At 72.9% G+C, this 15,205-nt stretch carries 14 protein-coding genes and 1 riboswitch; of the genes, 10 read left to right on the forward strand and 4 right to left on the reverse strand.

Features of this window, described 5'->3' with window-relative positions:
- Window positions 1-144 precede the first annotated feature (144 nt).
- Window positions 145-942, reverse strand: a complete 798-nt coding sequence (locus tag AB0958_RS29950; protein WP_366893598.1) for a tyrosine-protein phosphatase — start codon at window positions 940-942, stop codon at window positions 145-147.
- Between the two features lie 175 nt (window positions 943-1,117).
- On the opposite strand from AB0958_RS29950, the gene AB0958_RS29955 reads away from it, so the two are divergent.
- From AB0958_RS29955 to AB0958_RS29965, 3 genes are all read left to right on the forward strand, one after another.
- Window positions 1,118-3,202, forward strand: coding sequence for an alpha-galactosidase (locus AB0958_RS29955; protein ID WP_366893599.1), 2,085 nt, complete (start codon window positions 1,118-1,120; stop codon window positions 3,200-3,202).
- Between the two features lie 306 nt (window positions 3,203-3,508).
- A riboswitch (cyclic di-AMP (ydaO/yuaA leader) is annotated at window positions 3,509-3,670 on the forward strand.
- A 4-nt stretch (window positions 3,671-3,674) separates the two neighbouring features.
- Window positions 3,675-4,637 carry a LysM peptidoglycan-binding domain-containing M23 family metallopeptidase gene (locus tag AB0958_RS29960; protein WP_366893600.1) on the forward strand — a complete coding sequence of 321 codons (963 nt, stop codon included), beginning with the start codon at window positions 3,675-3,677 and terminating at the stop codon, window positions 4,635-4,637.
- Window positions 4,638-4,857: 220 nt separating this feature from the next.
- Window positions 4,858-5,643, forward strand: coding sequence for an SGNH/GDSL hydrolase family protein (locus tag AB0958_RS29965; RefSeq protein WP_366893601.1), 786 nt, complete (start codon window positions 4,858-4,860; stop codon window positions 5,641-5,643).
- A gap of 51 nt (window positions 5,644-5,694) precedes the next feature.
- Here AB0958_RS29965 and AB0958_RS29970 read toward each other — a convergent pair whose 3' ends face one another.
- Both AB0958_RS29970 and AB0958_RS29975 read right to left on the reverse strand, forming a co-directional pair.
- Window positions 5,695-6,297: a TetR/AcrR family transcriptional regulator gene (locus tag AB0958_RS29970; RefSeq protein WP_366893602.1), complete on the reverse strand. Its 603-nt coding sequence runs from the start codon at window positions 6,295-6,297 to the stop codon at window positions 5,695-5,697.
- A 42-nt stretch (window positions 6,298-6,339) separates the two neighbouring features.
- Window positions 6,340-6,867 carry an N-acetyltransferase family protein gene (locus AB0958_RS29975; RefSeq protein ID WP_366893603.1) on the reverse strand — a complete coding sequence of 176 codons (528 nt, stop codon included), beginning with the start codon at window positions 6,865-6,867 and terminating at the stop codon, window positions 6,340-6,342.
- Here AB0958_RS29975 and AB0958_RS29980 point away from each other — a divergent pair.
- Complete coding sequence (locus AB0958_RS29980; RefSeq protein WP_366893604.1) at window positions 6,866-7,468, forward strand: XRE family transcriptional regulator; 603 nt, start codon at window positions 6,866-6,868, stop codon at window positions 7,466-7,468. The genes AB0958_RS29975 and AB0958_RS29980 overlap by 2 nt on opposite strands.
- 52 nt (window positions 7,469-7,520) lie before the next feature.
- Here AB0958_RS29980 and AB0958_RS29985 read toward each other — a convergent pair whose 3' ends face one another.
- Window positions 7,521-8,699 carry a Glu/Leu/Phe/Val dehydrogenase dimerization domain-containing protein gene (locus AB0958_RS29985; protein ID WP_366893605.1) on the reverse strand — a complete coding sequence of 393 codons (1,179 nt, stop codon included), beginning with the start codon at window positions 8,697-8,699 and terminating at the stop codon, window positions 7,521-7,523.
- A 140-nt stretch (window positions 8,700-8,839) separates the two neighbouring features.
- Between AB0958_RS29985 and AB0958_RS29990 the strand changes: the two genes are divergently transcribed.
- From AB0958_RS29990 to AB0958_RS30015, 6 genes are all read left to right on the forward strand, one after another.
- Complete coding sequence (locus tag AB0958_RS29990; RefSeq protein ID WP_366893606.1) at window positions 8,840-10,027, forward strand: MBL fold metallo-hydrolase; 1,188 nt, start codon at window positions 8,840-8,842, stop codon at window positions 10,025-10,027.
- A gap of 577 nt (window positions 10,028-10,604) precedes the next feature.
- Window positions 10,605-12,776 (forward strand): ATP-binding protein, encoded by a 2,172-nt coding sequence (locus tag AB0958_RS29995; protein WP_366893607.1) that lies wholly within the window; start codon window positions 10,605-10,607, stop codon window positions 12,774-12,776.
- Window positions 12,777-12,862: 86 nt separating this feature from the next.
- Window positions 12,863-13,297, forward strand: coding sequence for a roadblock/LC7 domain-containing protein (locus tag AB0958_RS30000; RefSeq protein ID WP_046728213.1), 435 nt, complete (start codon window positions 12,863-12,865; stop codon window positions 13,295-13,297).
- A 2-nt stretch (window positions 13,298-13,299) separates the two neighbouring features.
- Window positions 13,300-13,671, forward strand: coding sequence for a DUF742 domain-containing protein (locus tag AB0958_RS30005; protein ID WP_366893608.1), 372 nt, complete (start codon window positions 13,300-13,302; stop codon window positions 13,669-13,671).
- Window positions 13,649-14,248: an ATP/GTP-binding protein gene (locus tag AB0958_RS30010; protein WP_132887297.1), complete on the forward strand. Its 600-nt coding sequence runs from the start codon at window positions 13,649-13,651 to the stop codon at window positions 14,246-14,248. The genes AB0958_RS30005 and AB0958_RS30010 overlap by 23 nt, the downstream gene beginning before the upstream one ends.
- Window positions 14,249-14,308: 60 nt before the next feature.
- Window positions 14,309-14,890 carry a GAF domain-containing protein gene (locus AB0958_RS30015; protein WP_366893609.1) on the forward strand — a complete coding sequence of 194 codons (582 nt, stop codon included), beginning with the start codon at window positions 14,309-14,311 and terminating at the stop codon, window positions 14,888-14,890.
- Window positions 14,891-15,205: the final 315 nt, after the last annotated feature.

Here is a 15,205-nt window from a genome sequence, read left to right on the forward strand (position 1 = left end):
TCTGGCGGCTGGGGGAGTGCCGGGCCCTGATCCACGTACTGGACGTACTTGGGTCAGGGCCCGGTGCGGCGAGTGGGGCCCCCGGCCGGAGGCTGGGGGAGCGTGCATGGCGTCGCGTGGCAGGCGGGAATTGTCAGACAGGCCCTAGTCGAGCAGGCGCTCGCGCAGCCGTTCCCGGGTCGCAGGGGTGAGGCCGAGCCCCTGCTCCAGGTAGGTGTCGACGTCGCCCCACGTCTCCTCGATGCTCTCGACGGCCGCCGTCAGGTACTCCGCGCGCGCGTCGAAGAGCGGGCTGAGCAGTTCCATCACCTCGGGGCTGTAGACGCTGTCCCCGCTGCCGCTGCGCTTCACCCGGTAGCGGCGGTGCTTGGCGTTGGACTCCAGGTAGTCGGCGAGGATCGCGTCCCGTTCCACGCCCACCGCGAGCAGCGTCACGGCGATCGAGATGCCCGCCCGGTCCTTGCCGGCCGCGCAGTGCATCAGCACCGGGACGCTGTCCTCGGCGATGGCGTGCAGCACGCGCGCGTGCTCGCCGGTACGGTCCTTGACGATCATGCGGTACGAGGTGACCATCCGGGCCGCCGCCCTGCCGTCGCCCAGGAGCCCGCGCAGCTGCTCGATGTCACCCTCGCGGACCATCGTCCAGAACTCGGCGCCGTGCGCCGGATCGCTCAGCGGCAGGTTCACGTACCGCACGCCGGGCAGCTCGACGTCCGGCCCCTCCAGCTTCTGGTCCGCCGCGTTGCGGAAGTCGAAGATCGTGTGCAGCCCGAGGGAGGCGAGGAACTCCGCGTCCTGCTCGGTCGCGTGCGCGAGGTGCCCGCTGCGGAACAGCACGCCGTGCCGCACCCGGCGCCCGTCCACGGTCGGCAGGCCGCCCACGTCACGGAAGTTGCGCACACCGGCCAGCTCGGGCTCGGTGGACGGGACCTGCTGCGTCACGGGGGCTCCTCCCGGCCGGCCCCGTCGGCGCGGCTCGTCGACGGGCACTGCGTCGACCATACGACATCGGTTTCCACAGGCAATGAGTTGTCCACAGACGTTGCCTCCGGGGCCTGCGGCCCTTGATGATGTTGGGGCTTGAGCGGATCTGTTGGCACCTGTGTGAGGTTTCTCGATGGTGGACATCGCCGAAAACGGTCGTACCTGGCTCCTGTCGGGCCCCGGCAGCAGCTACGCGCTGCATCTGACGGAGGCCGGCGAACTGCTTCACCTGCATTGGGGGCCCCGCATCCGGCTCGCCGACGCCGAGTCCCTCAGCCCCCGGGTGCTGCCCGGCTACTGGCCCTTCGAGTCCCCGCTCGACGGCCGTGAGGAGTACCCCGTCGAGGGCGGCCCCCGCTTCGTACGCCCCGCGCTGTCGGTGCGCACTGAAGAGCGCCGCGGCACGGAGTGGGCCTTCGAGTCGTACGAGACGGCGGGCGACGCCGGCGACGAGGAACTGCGCCTGCGCTTCCGGGACGACGGGATCGTGATCACCCTGCACTACCGGATGCGCGGCGACGTCGTCGAGCGCTGGGTGACCGTCGGCAACGAGGGGCACGCGCCCGTGGAACTGCTGCGCGCCGACGCGGCGACCTGGACGCTGCCCGACCGCGAGGGCTGGCGGCTCTCCCAGCTGCACGGCCGCTGGGCCGCCGAGTCCCGGCTGGTCAGCACCCCGCTCACATACGGCGAGAAGGTCATCGGCAGCCGTCGCGGCCACACCGGCCACCAGCACCTGCCCTGGGTCGCCCTGGACACCGACGCCACCGAGGACCACGGGGAGGTCTGGGGCTGCGCCCTCGGCTGGTCCGGGTCCTGGCGGATCGCCGTCGCCCAGCTCCCCGACGCGCGCGTGCAGATCACCGGCGGCGCCGGCTACGACGACTCGGGCCTGCTGATGCTGGCCGAGGGCGAGTCGTACACCAGTCCCGTGTTCGCGGCCCTGTGGTCCGACGGCGGCTTCGGCGGGGCGAGCCGTGCCTGGCACGCCTACCAGCGGGCGCACGTCATCCCCGACGCGGACCGGGACCGGCCGGTGCTGTTCAACTCGTGGGAGGCGACCACCTTCGACATCTCCGAGGAGCAGCAGGCCACCCTCGCCCGGCGGGCCGCCGCGATCGGCGTCGAGCTGTTCGTGGTGGACGACGGCTGGTTCGGCGCCCGCACCTCCGACCGCGCCGGCCTCGGCGACTGGACGCCCAACCCGGACCGGTTCCCGAAGGGTCTGGGGCCCCTCGCCGAGTACGTGCACGCGCTCGGCATGCAGTTCGGCATCTGGGTCGAGCCCGAGATGGTCAACCCGGACAGCGAGCTGTACCGGGCGCACCCCGACTGGGTGCAGTACCAGCAGGGCCGGAAGCGGACGGAGCTGCGCAACCAGCTCGTCCTCAACCTCGCCCGCGAGGACGTCCGGGAGTACCTCTGGGAGCAGCTCGACGCCCTGCTGTCCAGCGCGCCCATCGACTACGTCAAGTGGGACTTCAACCGCTGCTTCACCGACGCGGGCTGGCCGGGCGAGCCCTACCCGCAGCGCCTGTGGGTGGACCACGTGCGCGGTCTGTACGCCCTGCTCGACCGGATCCGCGCGGCCCACCCGGACGTCGCCATCGAGTCCTGCTCCGGCGGCGGCGGCCGGATCGACCTCGGCATCATGAGCCGTACCGACGAGGTGTGGACCTCCGACAACACGGACCCGCTGGACCGGCTCGCCATCCAGCACGGCTTCAGTCAGATCCACCCCGCCCGGGTGATGTCCGCCTGGGTCACCGACAGTCCGAACCACCAGCTCAACGGCCGGGTCAGCTCGCTGCGTTTCCGGTTCGTCAGCTCCATGGCCGGGGCGCTCGGGGTCGGCGGCGACCTCTCGAAGTGGACCGAGGAGGAACTCTCCGAGGCCGGCCACTGGGTGGAGCTCTACAAGGAGATCCGGCCGCTGGTGCAGCGCGGCGAGCAGTTCCGGCTGCGGCCGCCGGCCGGCGGACTCAGTGCGGTGCAGTACACGCTCGGCGACGAGACCGCCGTCCTCGCCTGGCTCCAGGCGCAGAGCTACGGCGAGCCGGTGCCGGCGCTCCGGCTCAAGGGTCTCGACCCGGAGGCGTCGTACGAATGCCGCGAAACGGGCGAAGTGCACCGAGGGGCCGTCCTGTTGCACCACGGGCTGCACGCGGGGCTCAAGGGCGACCTGGATGCCACGGTCATCCGACTCCGCCGCATCTGATCCTTCTGTCCGAATTGGCGCTTTAATTGCAACTCGCTCTGGAATATGGGGACGTGGCGTGACGTGCGTGAGGAGCGTCATATTCGTGACCGACCGTCGCGCGTCATGTCCACGTAATGGAGGCGCTTCGCAAGGGATTTACGGGACCGGGAAAGGTCGGAATTCACGGAGGGTGACCGGGAATTCCGGTAACGGATCAAGCGGAACCGGGAGGGCGGGAACCGTTCGCTTGTCCGGGTGCGTCCTGCTCGCTTACGTTCGCCACGCATCCGGACGGAACGCCGAATCCTGCCGCCGCCCGGAGTCCCCACACACTCACCCGTGCCCGGCAGGAGCGGGGGACCCACCAGGCAAGACCGCCTGTTCCGGTTCCCGGGACAGGCCAGGGGTGCAGTCACGCCTTCCGGCGTGGCCGGGCAGCTCCAGCCCGAACCCGACAGCTCACCTCGCAGGCGCCGGAGAGGAACGCGCCATGCCCGCGAGGGGTAAGCACCGCCGCCCGAAGACCCAGCGTCTCACCCGTTCGATGGCCGTCGCTGGAACCGGCGGCGCCGCGCTGGCCCTGCCGCTCATGGGGGCCACCGGCGCCCACGCGGCCACCGCGCAGTCCGTCTCCGCGAAGGCCCCGCAGTCGCTGCCGGCCGTCGCCGAGGCGGCGCCGGAGAAGGCGACCGTGCGGACGTCCGCCGCCGGGCTTTCCGCGCAGCGCACGTACACCGTGGTGCCCGGCGACTGCCTCTCGGAGATCGCGCGTGACCAGCACATCAGCGGGGGCTGGCACCGGCTCTACGCCGACAACCGGCGGGCCGTCGGCGACAACCCCTCGCTGATCCACCCCGGCCTCGAACTCGGGCTCGGTGGCCGCGGCGCCACGACGACTGGTGCCACGACGACCGGTGCCACGACGACCGGTGCCGCGGACTCCGGAGCCCGGCCCGAGGCGCAGTCCTCCACCTCGTCCTCTGCGGCCACCCCGTCCGTGCCGTCCACCCCGTCCACCCCGGACGCCTCGACGGCGGCCGCCTCCGGGTACGTCCTCCCGGTCAGCGGCGCCACCGTCGGCACCGGCTACCACGTGCCGGGCTCCATGTGGTCCAGCGGGTACCACACCGGCGTCGACTTCGTCGTGCCCACCGGCACCCCCGTCAAGGCCGTCGGCGCGGGCACGGTCGTCACGGCCGGCTGGGGCGGCGCCTACGGCAACCAGGTCGTCATCCGGCTCGCCGACGGTCACTACGCGCAGTACGGCCACCTCTCCGCGCTCTCCGTCTCGGTCGGCCAGACCGTGACCGCGGGCCAGCAGGTCGGCCTCTCCGGCGCGACCGGCAACGTGACCGGCCCGCACCTGCACTTCGAGATCCGTACCACCCCCGACTACGGCTCGGACGTGGACCCGGTCGCCTACCTCCGCTCGAAGGGCCTCGCCGTCGGCTGAGGGGCCCCACCGGTCCGACACGCACTCCGAGGGCCGGACCCACGAGTCCGGGGATCATCCCGTCAACGTCGCTGACCAGGCCCTTATTCCTGGCTTGGCACAGTATTTAAAAGTGTCTTATCTCACCGATCGTCAACCCCTTATTACGGTCGCGTAGGTCACAGTCAAAGGTGAATCATGATCCGATGTGGCAGACGATTCGAAGAGTGACAACGCATCAGTGATCGGGTCGTACGTGGCGCTGGGGGACAGCTTCAGCGAGGGCGTCGGCGACCCGGGCCCCGACGGGTCGTTCGTCGGCTGGGCCGACCGGTTCGCGGTACTGCTGTCGGACCGGCGCCCCGAGGGCGACTTCGAGTACACCAACCTCGCCGTACGCGGGAAACTGCTCGACCAGATCGTGGCGGACCAGGTGCCCAAGGCCCTGGAACTCGCCCCGGACCTGGTCTCCTTCTGCGCCGGCGGCAACGACATCATCCGCCCCGGCACGGACCCGGACGAGGTGGCCGAGCGGTTCGAGCGGGCCGTGGTCCGGCTGACCGGGGCCATCGGTACGGTCATGGTGACCACCGGCTTCGACACCCGTAACGTGCCCGTCCTCAAACACCTGCGCGGCAAGATCGCCACCTACAACGGTCATGTGCGGGCGATCGCCGACCGGTACGGCTGCCCGGTGCTGGACCTGTGGTCCCTGAAGACCGTGCAGGACCGGCGGGCCTGGGACGACGACCGGCTGCACCTCTCTCCCGAGGGGCACACGCGCGTGGCGCTGCGGGCCGGTCAGGTGCTCGGCGTCGAGATCCCCGCGGACCCCGACCAGCCCTGGCCGCCGCTGCCGCCCCGCGGCACCCTCGAGATCCGTCGCGACGACGTGCACTGGGCCCGCGAGTACCTGGTCCCGTGGATCGGGCGACGGCTGCGCGGCGAGTCCTCGGGCGACCACGTCATGGCCAAGGGCGCGCTCTCGCCGGACGACATCAAGATGCGGATCGCCTCCGTGGCCTGAGGCGTGCGCCCGCGCGGCGGGCAAGGAGACGGCGGCTCTGGGGGGCCGCCCTCACCGCCCCGCGGGCAGCCCCAGTTCACGGGCCAGCGCCTCGTCGGCCCACTCCTGCGCTCGGGAGCGCGGTACGGCGCCCGGGTAGGAGGTGAGCTGGACGGCGAGCCCGTCGAGCAGGGCCGTCAGCCGCAGGGCCGAGGCCATCGGGTCGGGGCACCGGAACTCACCGGCGGCCACCCCTTCGGCGATGACCTCGGCGAGCGCGGCCTTCCACTCCTGGTCCAGACTCCTGGTCACGTCCCGCAGAGCGGGTTCGCGCAGTGCCGCCGCCCAGCCCTCGATCCACAGCCGCCACCCCTTGGCCTGCCCGGTCGGCGCGTACCAGCGCACCGCCGCCCGCAGCCGGCGCAGCGCCGACGTCCGGCGGCCGAGCAGCCGGCGCAGATGTGCGAGATCGCCCTCGGCGGCATGGGTGAAGGCGGCGGCGACCAGCTTCTCCTTGGTCGAGAAGTGGTACAGCACCAGAGCGTTGCTCACGCCGAGAGCCGACGCGACATCGGCGATCCGCACCGCCGCCACGCCCCGCGCCTCGATCTGCTCGACGGCGGCCCGCAGCAGCTCCTCGCGCCGCTCGGCCACACTCAACCGCACTCTCGCCACGCGGTCACCCTAATCGGTCGTCCCACCACCCGCGTCGCGGTCTCAGGACAGCGGCAGCCGCATGAGCGTCAGGTCCAGCCAGCGGCCGAACTTGGTGCCCACCTCCCGGACCGTGCCGGCGTGCTCGAAGCCGAACCGCTCGTGCAGCCGGACGGACGGGGCGTTCCGGGCCTCGATGCCGGCGACCATCACGTGGTGGCCCGCCTCGCGTGCCCCGGCGATCAGCGCGGCCAGCAGCGCGGAGCCGATGCCGAGTCCCTGGCTGCCCTCGCGCACGTAGACGGAGTCCTCCACCGTGTGCCGGTAGCCGTCCAGGGGGCGCCACGGTCCGTAGACCGCGAATCCGGCCACCTCGCCCGGAGCGCAGGCGACCTCGGCCACGAGCGCCGAACCGCGTTCCAGGTGCGTGGCGAACCAGGCCGCTCCCTCGGCCGGGGTCTGCGGGGTGTCGGTCCACAGGGCGGTCGAGTGCTCGATCGCGTGGTTGCGGATCGCCCGCACCGCCTCCGCGTCACCGGGCCGCGCCGGCCGGACCGTCACCACCGGGTCTCTCTCGTATAGTGGATTCATGTCCAACATAGTAGATCCGGGGGCGGACGCCCTGGTGGCGAGGATCGCGGCCCGGGTCCGCACCGAACGGGAACGGCGCCGCTGGACCCTGGCGCAGCTGGCGGACGCGTCCGGCGTGTCCGCTGCGATGATCAGCCGGATCGAACGGGGCGAGAGCAGCCCCACCGCCGTCGTCCTCGGCAAGCTGTCCGCCGCCTTCCGGCTCGGCGTCGCCTCCCTGCTCGCCCTCGCCGAGGGCGAGCCGGACGCGGTGGCCGACACGGCGGGTGTACGGCGCGGCGCGGACGCGGCCGAGTGGCAGGACCCCGGCACCGGCTACCGGCGCCGTCAGATCACCGGCCCGCGCTTCCCGGCGGAGATCGCCGAGATCCGGCTGCCCGCCGGAGCCCGCGTCCCGTATCCGGCGGCGGCCTTCGCCTTCGTACGACAGCTCGTCTGGGTCCTCGACGGACGGCTGACCTTCCATGACGGCGACACCGTCCACGAACTCGGCACCGGCGACACCGTCGAACTCGGCGCCCCCGCCGACCGCGTCTTCGCCAACACCACCGCCACCGAATGCCGTTACGCGGTGGTCCTCACCCGCGACACCCGGCCGTGAGCCGCCCGCCGCCGCACGGCTCCCCGACCCGGGACCCGTGCGCCGTCGGCCGTCAGCGGTACCAGTCGAACCGTTCCGCGATCACCGGCAGCCGGTCGGTCACCAGCGCGTGCGCGGCGGCCCGCGGCGTGGTGCCGTCGGACTCCGCACGGTCCAGCATCAGTCCCACCAGGGCCCGCATCGAGCGCCGGAGATGGGCGAACGCCTCGTCGGCGTCCGGCCCGATGTCGCCGAACAGGGTCCACCACCACCAGGCGTTGGTGCCCGAGTTGACCACCACGTCCGGCAGAACGGTCACCCCGCGCGCGATGAGCCGTTCCTCCGCCTCGGGCAGCACCGGCATGTTGGCCGCCTCGACGACCCACCGGGCGGTGACCAGGTGCTCGTTGGCCGGGTCGATCGCGTACGACACCGCGGCGGGCACCAACACCTCCGCGTCCGTGGCGAGCCAGGCGTCGCCCGGCAGTTCGAGGTCGCCGGGGCGCAGCACCGCGCGGTCGACGGCGCCGTACGCGTCCCGGGCGCGCAGCAGGGCCTCGACGTCCAGCCCCGCCGGGTTGGCGATGGTGCCCTTGACGTCGGCGACGGCCACCACCGCGAGCCCCGCGCGGGCGAGGAAACGCGCCGTGGCCCCGCCCATCGTGCCGAACCCCTGTACGGCGACCCGCGTCCCGCGGTGCGGCACCCCGGCCCGGTCCAGGGCCGTCAGCGCCGACTCGGCGACCCCGCAGCCGCCGGCCAGCTCGTCGAGTCCGATGCCGTCCACCTCGACGGCGAAGGCGTCCGCCAGCCGTCGCCGGGCCGCCGTCTCGTCGTCCAGCAGCGGGTACACCGCCTGCACCGAGGAGACCAGGCCGGCCTCCCCGGCGGCCCGGTCCACCAGGTCCTGGGTGAGGCCGAGGTCCTCGCCGGTGGTCCAGAAGCTCTCGATGTACGGCCGCATGGCCCGCAGGTAGCGGACCAGCAGCGGGTACGCCCCCGGGTCCCGGGGATCGCAGTCGATGCCGCCCTTGGCGCCGCCGAGGGGGACGTAGCGGCCCTCGGGGTCGTAGTGCAGGGCCTCCTTCATCGTCATCCCCCGGGCGAGCCCGGTGACCTCCTCCAGGGTGCAGCCCGGCCGCATCCGCAGACCGCCGCTGGCCACGCCCCGCACCAGCCGGTCGACGACCAGGAAGCCCTGGCGGCCGGTGACGTGGTCGGTCCAGACGAGAGACATCAGGGGAGCGGACAAGGGGGCTCCTCGCGAGCTGTGTGAAGAAAAGGTGTTACTGAACAGTGGGTCAGTATTGGGAGGCGGGTGGCGCGGTGTCAACGCCGACCGCCCGGGGGGCCGACCATAATGGAGGCCTCGGCAACAGCACTGGAGGTACCGTGACCGGTTCGAGTCCCCTGAGCTCCGGGCTCCGCGCGCTGCGGCCCGCCGCCTTCGGCGCGGACCCCGGCGGCGAGCGCCTGGCCCGCATCCAGGGCTCACCGCACTTCAAGGACGGTGTCTTCCAGAACCCCGGCGGGCTCGCACGGACCCGGCCCTCGGGTTCGATGCTGGACTTCGCGAAGAAGTACTTCGAGAAGGAGCAGCGCGCCCGCCGCGCTCCCCGGGGCACCGTACCCGTGCATCCCACCACCGTCGCCGACCTCGCCAGGCCCGCGGCGAGCGGCCTCCGGGCGACCTGGATGGGCCACTCCAGCGTCCTCGCCGAGATCGACGGGCACCGCGTCCTGTTCGACCCCGTCTGGGGCGAACGCTGCTCGCCGTTCCCCTTCGCCGGCCCCAAGCGCCTGCACCCGGTCCCGGTGCCGCTCGCCGCGCTCGGCCCGGTCGACGTGGTGGTCATCTCGCACGACCACTACGACCACCTCGACCTGCCGACCATCAGAGCGCTGGCCGGCACGGACACCCTGTTCGCCGTGCCGCTCGGCGTCGGGGCCCACCTCGAGCAGTGGGGGGTGGCGCCCGGCCGGATACGCGAGCTGGACTGGCACGAGGCGACCGAGGTCGGCGGCCTCACCCTGACGGCCACCCCGGCCCGCCACTTCTGCGGCCGGGGGCTGCGCAACACCCAGCACACCCTGTGGGCGTCCTGGGTCGTGGCGGGCCCGGAGCACCGGATCTACCACAGCGGTGACACCGGCTACTTCGACGGCTTCCAGGACATCGGAGCCGACCACGGCCCCTTCGACCTGACGATGATCCAGATCGGCGCGTACAGCGAGCACTGGCCCGACATACACATGACACCCGAGGAGGGCATGCGCGCCCACCTCGACCTCCAGGGGGGCCGGCCGCACGGCGTGCTGCTGCCGATCCACTGGGGGACCTTCAACCTCGCCCCGCACGCCTGGGCCGAGCCGGGGGAGTGGACCAAGGACGCGGGTGACGAGGCGGGCCAGGCGGTGGCGCTGCCGCGTCCCGGTGAGCCCTTCGAACCGTCCGGGAAGCTGCCCGCCGACCGCTGGTGGCGCACCGTGTCGGCGCCGATCACCCGGCCCTGGCGCCTCGCGGTACGGCCGGAGAACACACCGGGACGAGAAGACCTCGACCTCGCGAGTGAGGCGTGACACGCCGTCAGTGATGTGCCCGTGATGCCGAAGTGACCTGCGTGCCCCCGCCCGAGCCGGACGGGGGCACCGTCATGACCGGCCGTGCGGTCGTGCCGTTCCTCTTCCCCCGGCGGTCGGCAGCGGTCGAAGGTGAGGGCCAAAGGGGTCGCTCTGAGTGACGTTCTCGGGGCGGTGGTGAGGGTGCGAGGGGATGATCCGGTCCTCGGAACGGCCGGTCGGTGAGGTGCGGAGCGCACTTCGCGGCGGGGCGGCGGTGTGGCGGGCGGCCGGGCCCGGTCCTTCTGGGGCTGACCGTTTTTGAGCAGGTCGGATCGGTCGGTGGCCGTTCGGTGATGAGGTGCCGAGGGGGTTATCGGGCTTTCGTACGACGGCTCATACCGGAGCGGGATCATCTCCGGGTGACTTTGTCAACTGCCCACCGCACATGATGCCTTGGCGACTACTGTGAGTGTCCGCCGGACGACGCGGGGCCGAAACCTTCTGCGATCCCCTCGGCCGGCACCGCGATGGCGCATGCCCAGCTCGCGCGACCCGCGCGAGAGACCAGGCCCGACGGACCAGTACGAGGACGCAGATGTCTCACCTCCGTGCACCGGCCGCCCGCGCCGACCGCCGTGAGGGCGGCCGGCACGGACGTCCGGTCGCCCGACCCGTTCCCGCGCTGCCCGAGACACACATACGGCCGCAGTTGATGCGCCTCGCCGTGCTGCCGCCGGTCGCGGTGGCCCTCAGCGGCTGCGCAGCCGTCCTCTTCACGATCCGCTCCACCGGCGCGCGCCCCGGCCTCGGCCTGCTGGCCGTGCTCGCCGGAGCGCTCTCGGTGACCGCCGCGGGCATCGTGATCGCCGCCGTGGCCGCGGGCCGCGCCGCCCGCGCGGTCAGCGACCGCGTGGACGTGCTGCGCCGCAACGCCGCCCGCGGGGAGACCGACCTGCGCGCTCTCGTCGAGGCACTGCGCCGTGGCGAGAACCCGCCGCAGCGCAAACCGCGCGGCGGACCACCCGAGGACGCCGACGACTTCGAGCTGCTCGCCGCCGACCTGTCCCGCGCGCACGACGGCGCCGTCACCGCCGTCGTGCAGGCCGCCCAGCTCTCCAGCCAGGCCGGCAGCGAACAGAAGCTGGAGGTCTTCGTCAACCTGGCACGGCGGCTTCAGTCCCTCGTGCACCGGGAGATCTCCATCCTCGACGACCTGGAGAACGAGATCGAGGACCCGGACCTGCTCAAGGGCCTCTTCCACGTCGACCACCTGGCCACCCGCATCCGGCGGCACGCCGAGAACCTCGCCGTGCTCGGCGGCGCCGTCTCCCGGCGGCAGTGGAGCAACCCCGTCTCCATGACCGAGGTGCTGCGCTCCGCCATCGCCGAGGTCGAGCAGTACTCCCGGGTCAAGCTCGTCCCCCCGATCGACGGCGAACTGCGCGGGCACGCCGTCGCCGACGTCATCCACCTCCTCGCCGAACTCGTCGAGAACGCCACCGTGTTCTCCGCCCCGCACACCCAGGTGCTGCTCCGCGCCAACCTCGTCACCTCCGGCCTCGCGGTCGAGGTCGAGGACCGCGGACTCGGCATGCCGGTCGGCGAACAGTCCAAGATGAACGCCCTGCTCGCCGACCCCGACCAGGTCAACGTCGCCAGCCTGCTGGCCGACGGCCGCATCGGCCTGTTCGTGGTCTCCCAGCTCGCCCGCCGCCACGGCATCCAGGTACGCCTCCAGACCAACATCTACGGCGGCGTCCAGGCCGTTCTCGTCGTCCCGCAGGCCCTGCTGGGTTCGGCGCCGGGCGCACCCGGTGCCGTACCGCAGCCGCGCGGCACGGCGGCCGGAGGCGGTACGCCGACGGCGCCGGGAGGTGTACCGGGCACCGGGACCGCGCGGTCGTCCGCCGGTACCGGGACACCGGAGGGAGGCGCACCGCCCGGCGCCGCGGGGGCCGACACCGGCACCGGGAGCCGGCCGGCGGCCGCAGGCGGTCCGTCGGTCGGAGGACGCGCCGGGCGACAGCCGGTGGCTCCCGGTGCCGCAGGCGGCGCCGACGGTGAGCGCCGCCGGCACGCGCAGCCCGGCGGGGCACCCGCGCCGCTGCCGGTGCGCGGCGCCCACGACACCCGGCCCAACCCCGCCGAGGCGCTTCCCGGCATCCGGCCCGAGGACCGGCCCACGGTCGCCGGGAACGCCGGTGCGCCGCCCGTGCCACGCGCCGGCGCCGTGCGCGGCACCATGGGCAAGCCCCAACTGCCGCGCCGCCGCGCCCAGGAGCACATCGTCCCCCAGCTGCGCGGCGGCCCGGCGCCCCGCCAGGACAGCCACGAGGCTCCGGCCGGACACGACCCCGGCCTGATGGCCGCCTTCCAGCGGGGCATCGGCCTCGCCGAGGCGCAGCAGCACCTGGAGGCCACCCAGCCGGAACCACCGGCGCCGGCCACCACACCGACCGAACCGGCGCACCCCGTCATGGACGCCCTCGACACGGCAGTGCCGGGGGCCGGCGGCGGCGCGGGCGCCGCCGGGGACGACCCGGCGAGCAGCACCTCGCACGCCACCCACGTCCACGCCGCGCACGACCACCTGGCGGACGAGTACATGTCCGGCGACTACTTGACCCAGACACACCTGAGCTGGGCACACCGCGACCCCGCCGACCCCCCGCCAGGGTCCCGGCCCTCGTCGCGCTCCCAGGCCCTGCGCCCGGTGCACACCTCCGAGTTCACCACCCGGCCCGACGGGAGCACACCGGCCGGATGACCAGCACCGTCACCACCCCCACCGCCCACTCCACCCCCACCCCCAGTGCTCCCGGGGACCTTCGTACCTCAAGGAGTCGATCCACCATGGCGAGCGATGCGCCGACCGCCCAGGTATCCGACCTCGACTGGCTGATGAGCGGCCTCGTGCAGCGCGTACCGCACACCACCAGCGCCGTGCTGCTCTCCTGCGACGGGCTGGTGAAGTCCGTCCACGGCCTCGACCCGGACAGCGCCGACCACATGGCGGCGCTCGCCTCCGGCCTGTACTCGCTCGGCCGCAGCGCGGGCGTCCGGTTCGGCGACGGCGGGGACGTCCGCCAGGTCGTCGTCGAACTCGACTCGACCCTGCTGTTCGTCACCACCGCCGGCTCCGGCACCTGTCTCGCCGTACTGGCCGGCCGGGAGGCCGACGCCGCCGTCCTCGGCTACGAGATGGCGATGCTGGTGAAGAGCGTCCGCCCCTACCTCGTCACCGCGCCCCGGCAGCACGCCGTCGAACCCACGGCGATGAGGCCTTGAGGGTGGCGGCAGCCGGCGACGGGCCGTGGCTGGACGACGCGGCCGGACGCCTCGTGCGCCCGTTCACGATCAGCAACGGCCGTACCGAGCCCAGCATCGCCTTCGACCTGATGTCGCAGGTGATGGCCACGGGGACCACCCCCCTCGGCTACCTCGGTCCCGAGCACGCGCAGGCGCTCGACCTGTGCCGCGGCCCCGTCTCGGTCGCCGAGATCGCCGCGCACCTCAAGCTGCCCGCCGTGGTCACCAAGGTGCTGCTCTCCGACCTCGTCGACTGCGGGGCGCTCACCGCCAAACCCCCCGCCTTCCACCACAACCCCACTGACCGGTCCCTCCTGGAGGCAGTGCTCGATGGACTACGACGACAGCTCTGACCCCTTCCCCACCGCGCTGAAAATCCTGGTGGCTGGTGGGTTCGGGGCCGGCAAGACCACCTTCGTGGGCGCGGTGAGCGAGATCGCACCGCTGTCCACGGAGGAACTGCTCACCACGGTCAGCGCCGCCACCGACGACCTCGAAGGCATCGAGAACAAGGTCGAGACGACGGTGGCCATGGACTTCGGCCGGATCACCCTGGACCCGGAGCACGTGCTGTACCTGTTCGGCACGCCCGGTCAGGAGCGGTTCTGGTTCATGTGGGACGAGCTGTCCGAAGGTGCGCTCGGCGCGGTCATCCTCGCCGACACCCGCCGGCTGGAGGACTGCTTCGCGGCCGTCGACTTCTTCGAGGAACGCGGCCTCGGCTTCATCGTCGCCGTCAACGAGTTCGACGGCTCCTACCGCTACGACCCGGAGGAGGTGCGCGCCGCCATCGACCTCGACCCGCAGATCCCCGTCGTCCGCTGCGACGCCCGGATCTCCAGCTCCGGCGTCCAGACCCTGCTCACCCTCGTCCGCCACCTCATCGCCCACGCCCCGGTCTCCGCGCCGAGCCACGGCGCCCACAGGTGAAGCCCGCACACCCCTCACGGAGCCGCACATGACCCACGTCCACAGCGCCGGAGCCCGCGCATGAGGTACGACCCCTCGCGCCCGGCCGGTCGCCTGCTGCTCACCCCGGAGGACAAGGAGGCACCCGAGCGCACCCGGCGCCTCGGCCAACTGCGCCTGGGCGGCCGCCCCGACCCCGAGCTCGACATCTACGCGGACCGGCTCGCCGAGATCACCAGGGCGCCGTACGCCATGGTCAACTTCATCGGCCAGGACCGTCAGTTCTTCGCCGGCCTGCACCTGCCGGCCGTGGCCCCACCCGTGGTGAAGCCCGACGGCAGTACGCCGGTGCTCGGCCGGGAGCTCGCCCGCGACCACGGTTTCTGCCCCCACGTGGTGGTGCGGCGCAAGGCGCTGGTCCTGGAGGACGTCTGCGACTACCCGCGGTTCGCGGGCAACCCGATCGTCGACGAGTTCGGCGTCCGCTCCTACCTGGGCGCCCCGCTCGTCGACAGCACGGGGACGGTGCTCGGCACGGTGTGCGCGGTCGACGTGGAGCCACGGCCCTGGGGGCGGCCCGGTCTGGAGACCATCAAGGCGTCGGCGGCGGAGCTGGTGGCCCGCCTGGAGCGACGCGAGGCCGACGGGTTCCCGCTGCTGTAGTGACGCCCGCGAGCGCGGTGAACTGGGCCGGACCGACACCTGTGAGACGGCGCGGGCGGTGGTGGCCCAGCCGCCGAGGGTCCCTCGACGACACCGAGGACCACGCCACCGTCACCGGCATCGACCCGCGCCGGCCTCTTCCGCCTCACCCGGCGGGCGGTCCGCCGGGCTCGCCTTCGCCGAGACCCGCTGCGCACGGCGGAGACCCACGAGTTCCCCGCCGCTCCGCACCCGGTCGGCCGGACGGGTGAAGTCGGCGACATCGTCGACGACCGCCCCTCGGCAGCTCTCCGTCGTCGTCACCCGGGTGGCGCA

Source organism: Streptomyces sp. NPDC006655, assembly GCF_040703965.1.
GTDB lineage: Bacteria > Actinomycetota > Actinomycetes > Streptomycetales > Streptomycetaceae > Streptomyces.

Excerpts from the sequence above, each read along its gene's own strand:
- AB0958_RS30010 (WP_132887297.1), top strand. The coding sequence starts at position 13,649 with ATGGACTACGACGACAGCTCTGACCCCTTCCCCACCGCGCTGAAAATC.
- AB0958_RS29980 (WP_366893604.1), top strand. The coding sequence starts at position 6,866 with ATGTCCAACATAGTAGATCCGGGGGCGGACGCCCTGGTGGCGAGGATC.
- AB0958_RS30000 (WP_046728213.1), top strand. The coding sequence starts at position 12,863 with ATGGCGAGCGATGCGCCGACCGCCCAGGTATCCGACCTCGACTGGCTG.
- AB0958_RS29955 (WP_366893599.1), top strand. The coding sequence starts at position 1,118 with ATGGTGGACATCGCCGAAAACGGTCGTACCTGGCTCCTGTCGGGCCCC.
- AB0958_RS29995 (WP_366893607.1), top strand. The coding sequence starts at position 10,605 with ATGTCTCACCTCCGTGCACCGGCCGCCCGCGCCGACCGCCGTGAGGGC.
- AB0958_RS29960 (WP_366893600.1), top strand. The coding sequence starts at position 3,675 with ATGCCCGCGAGGGGTAAGCACCGCCGCCCGAAGACCCAGCGTCTCACC.
- AB0958_RS30015 (WP_366893609.1), top strand. The coding sequence starts at position 14,309 with ATGAGGTACGACCCCTCGCGCCCGGCCGGTCGCCTGCTGCTCACCCCG.
- AB0958_RS29975 (WP_366893603.1), bottom strand. The coding sequence starts at position 6,867 with ATGAATCCACTATACGAGAGAGACCCGGTGGTGACGGTCCGGCCGGCG.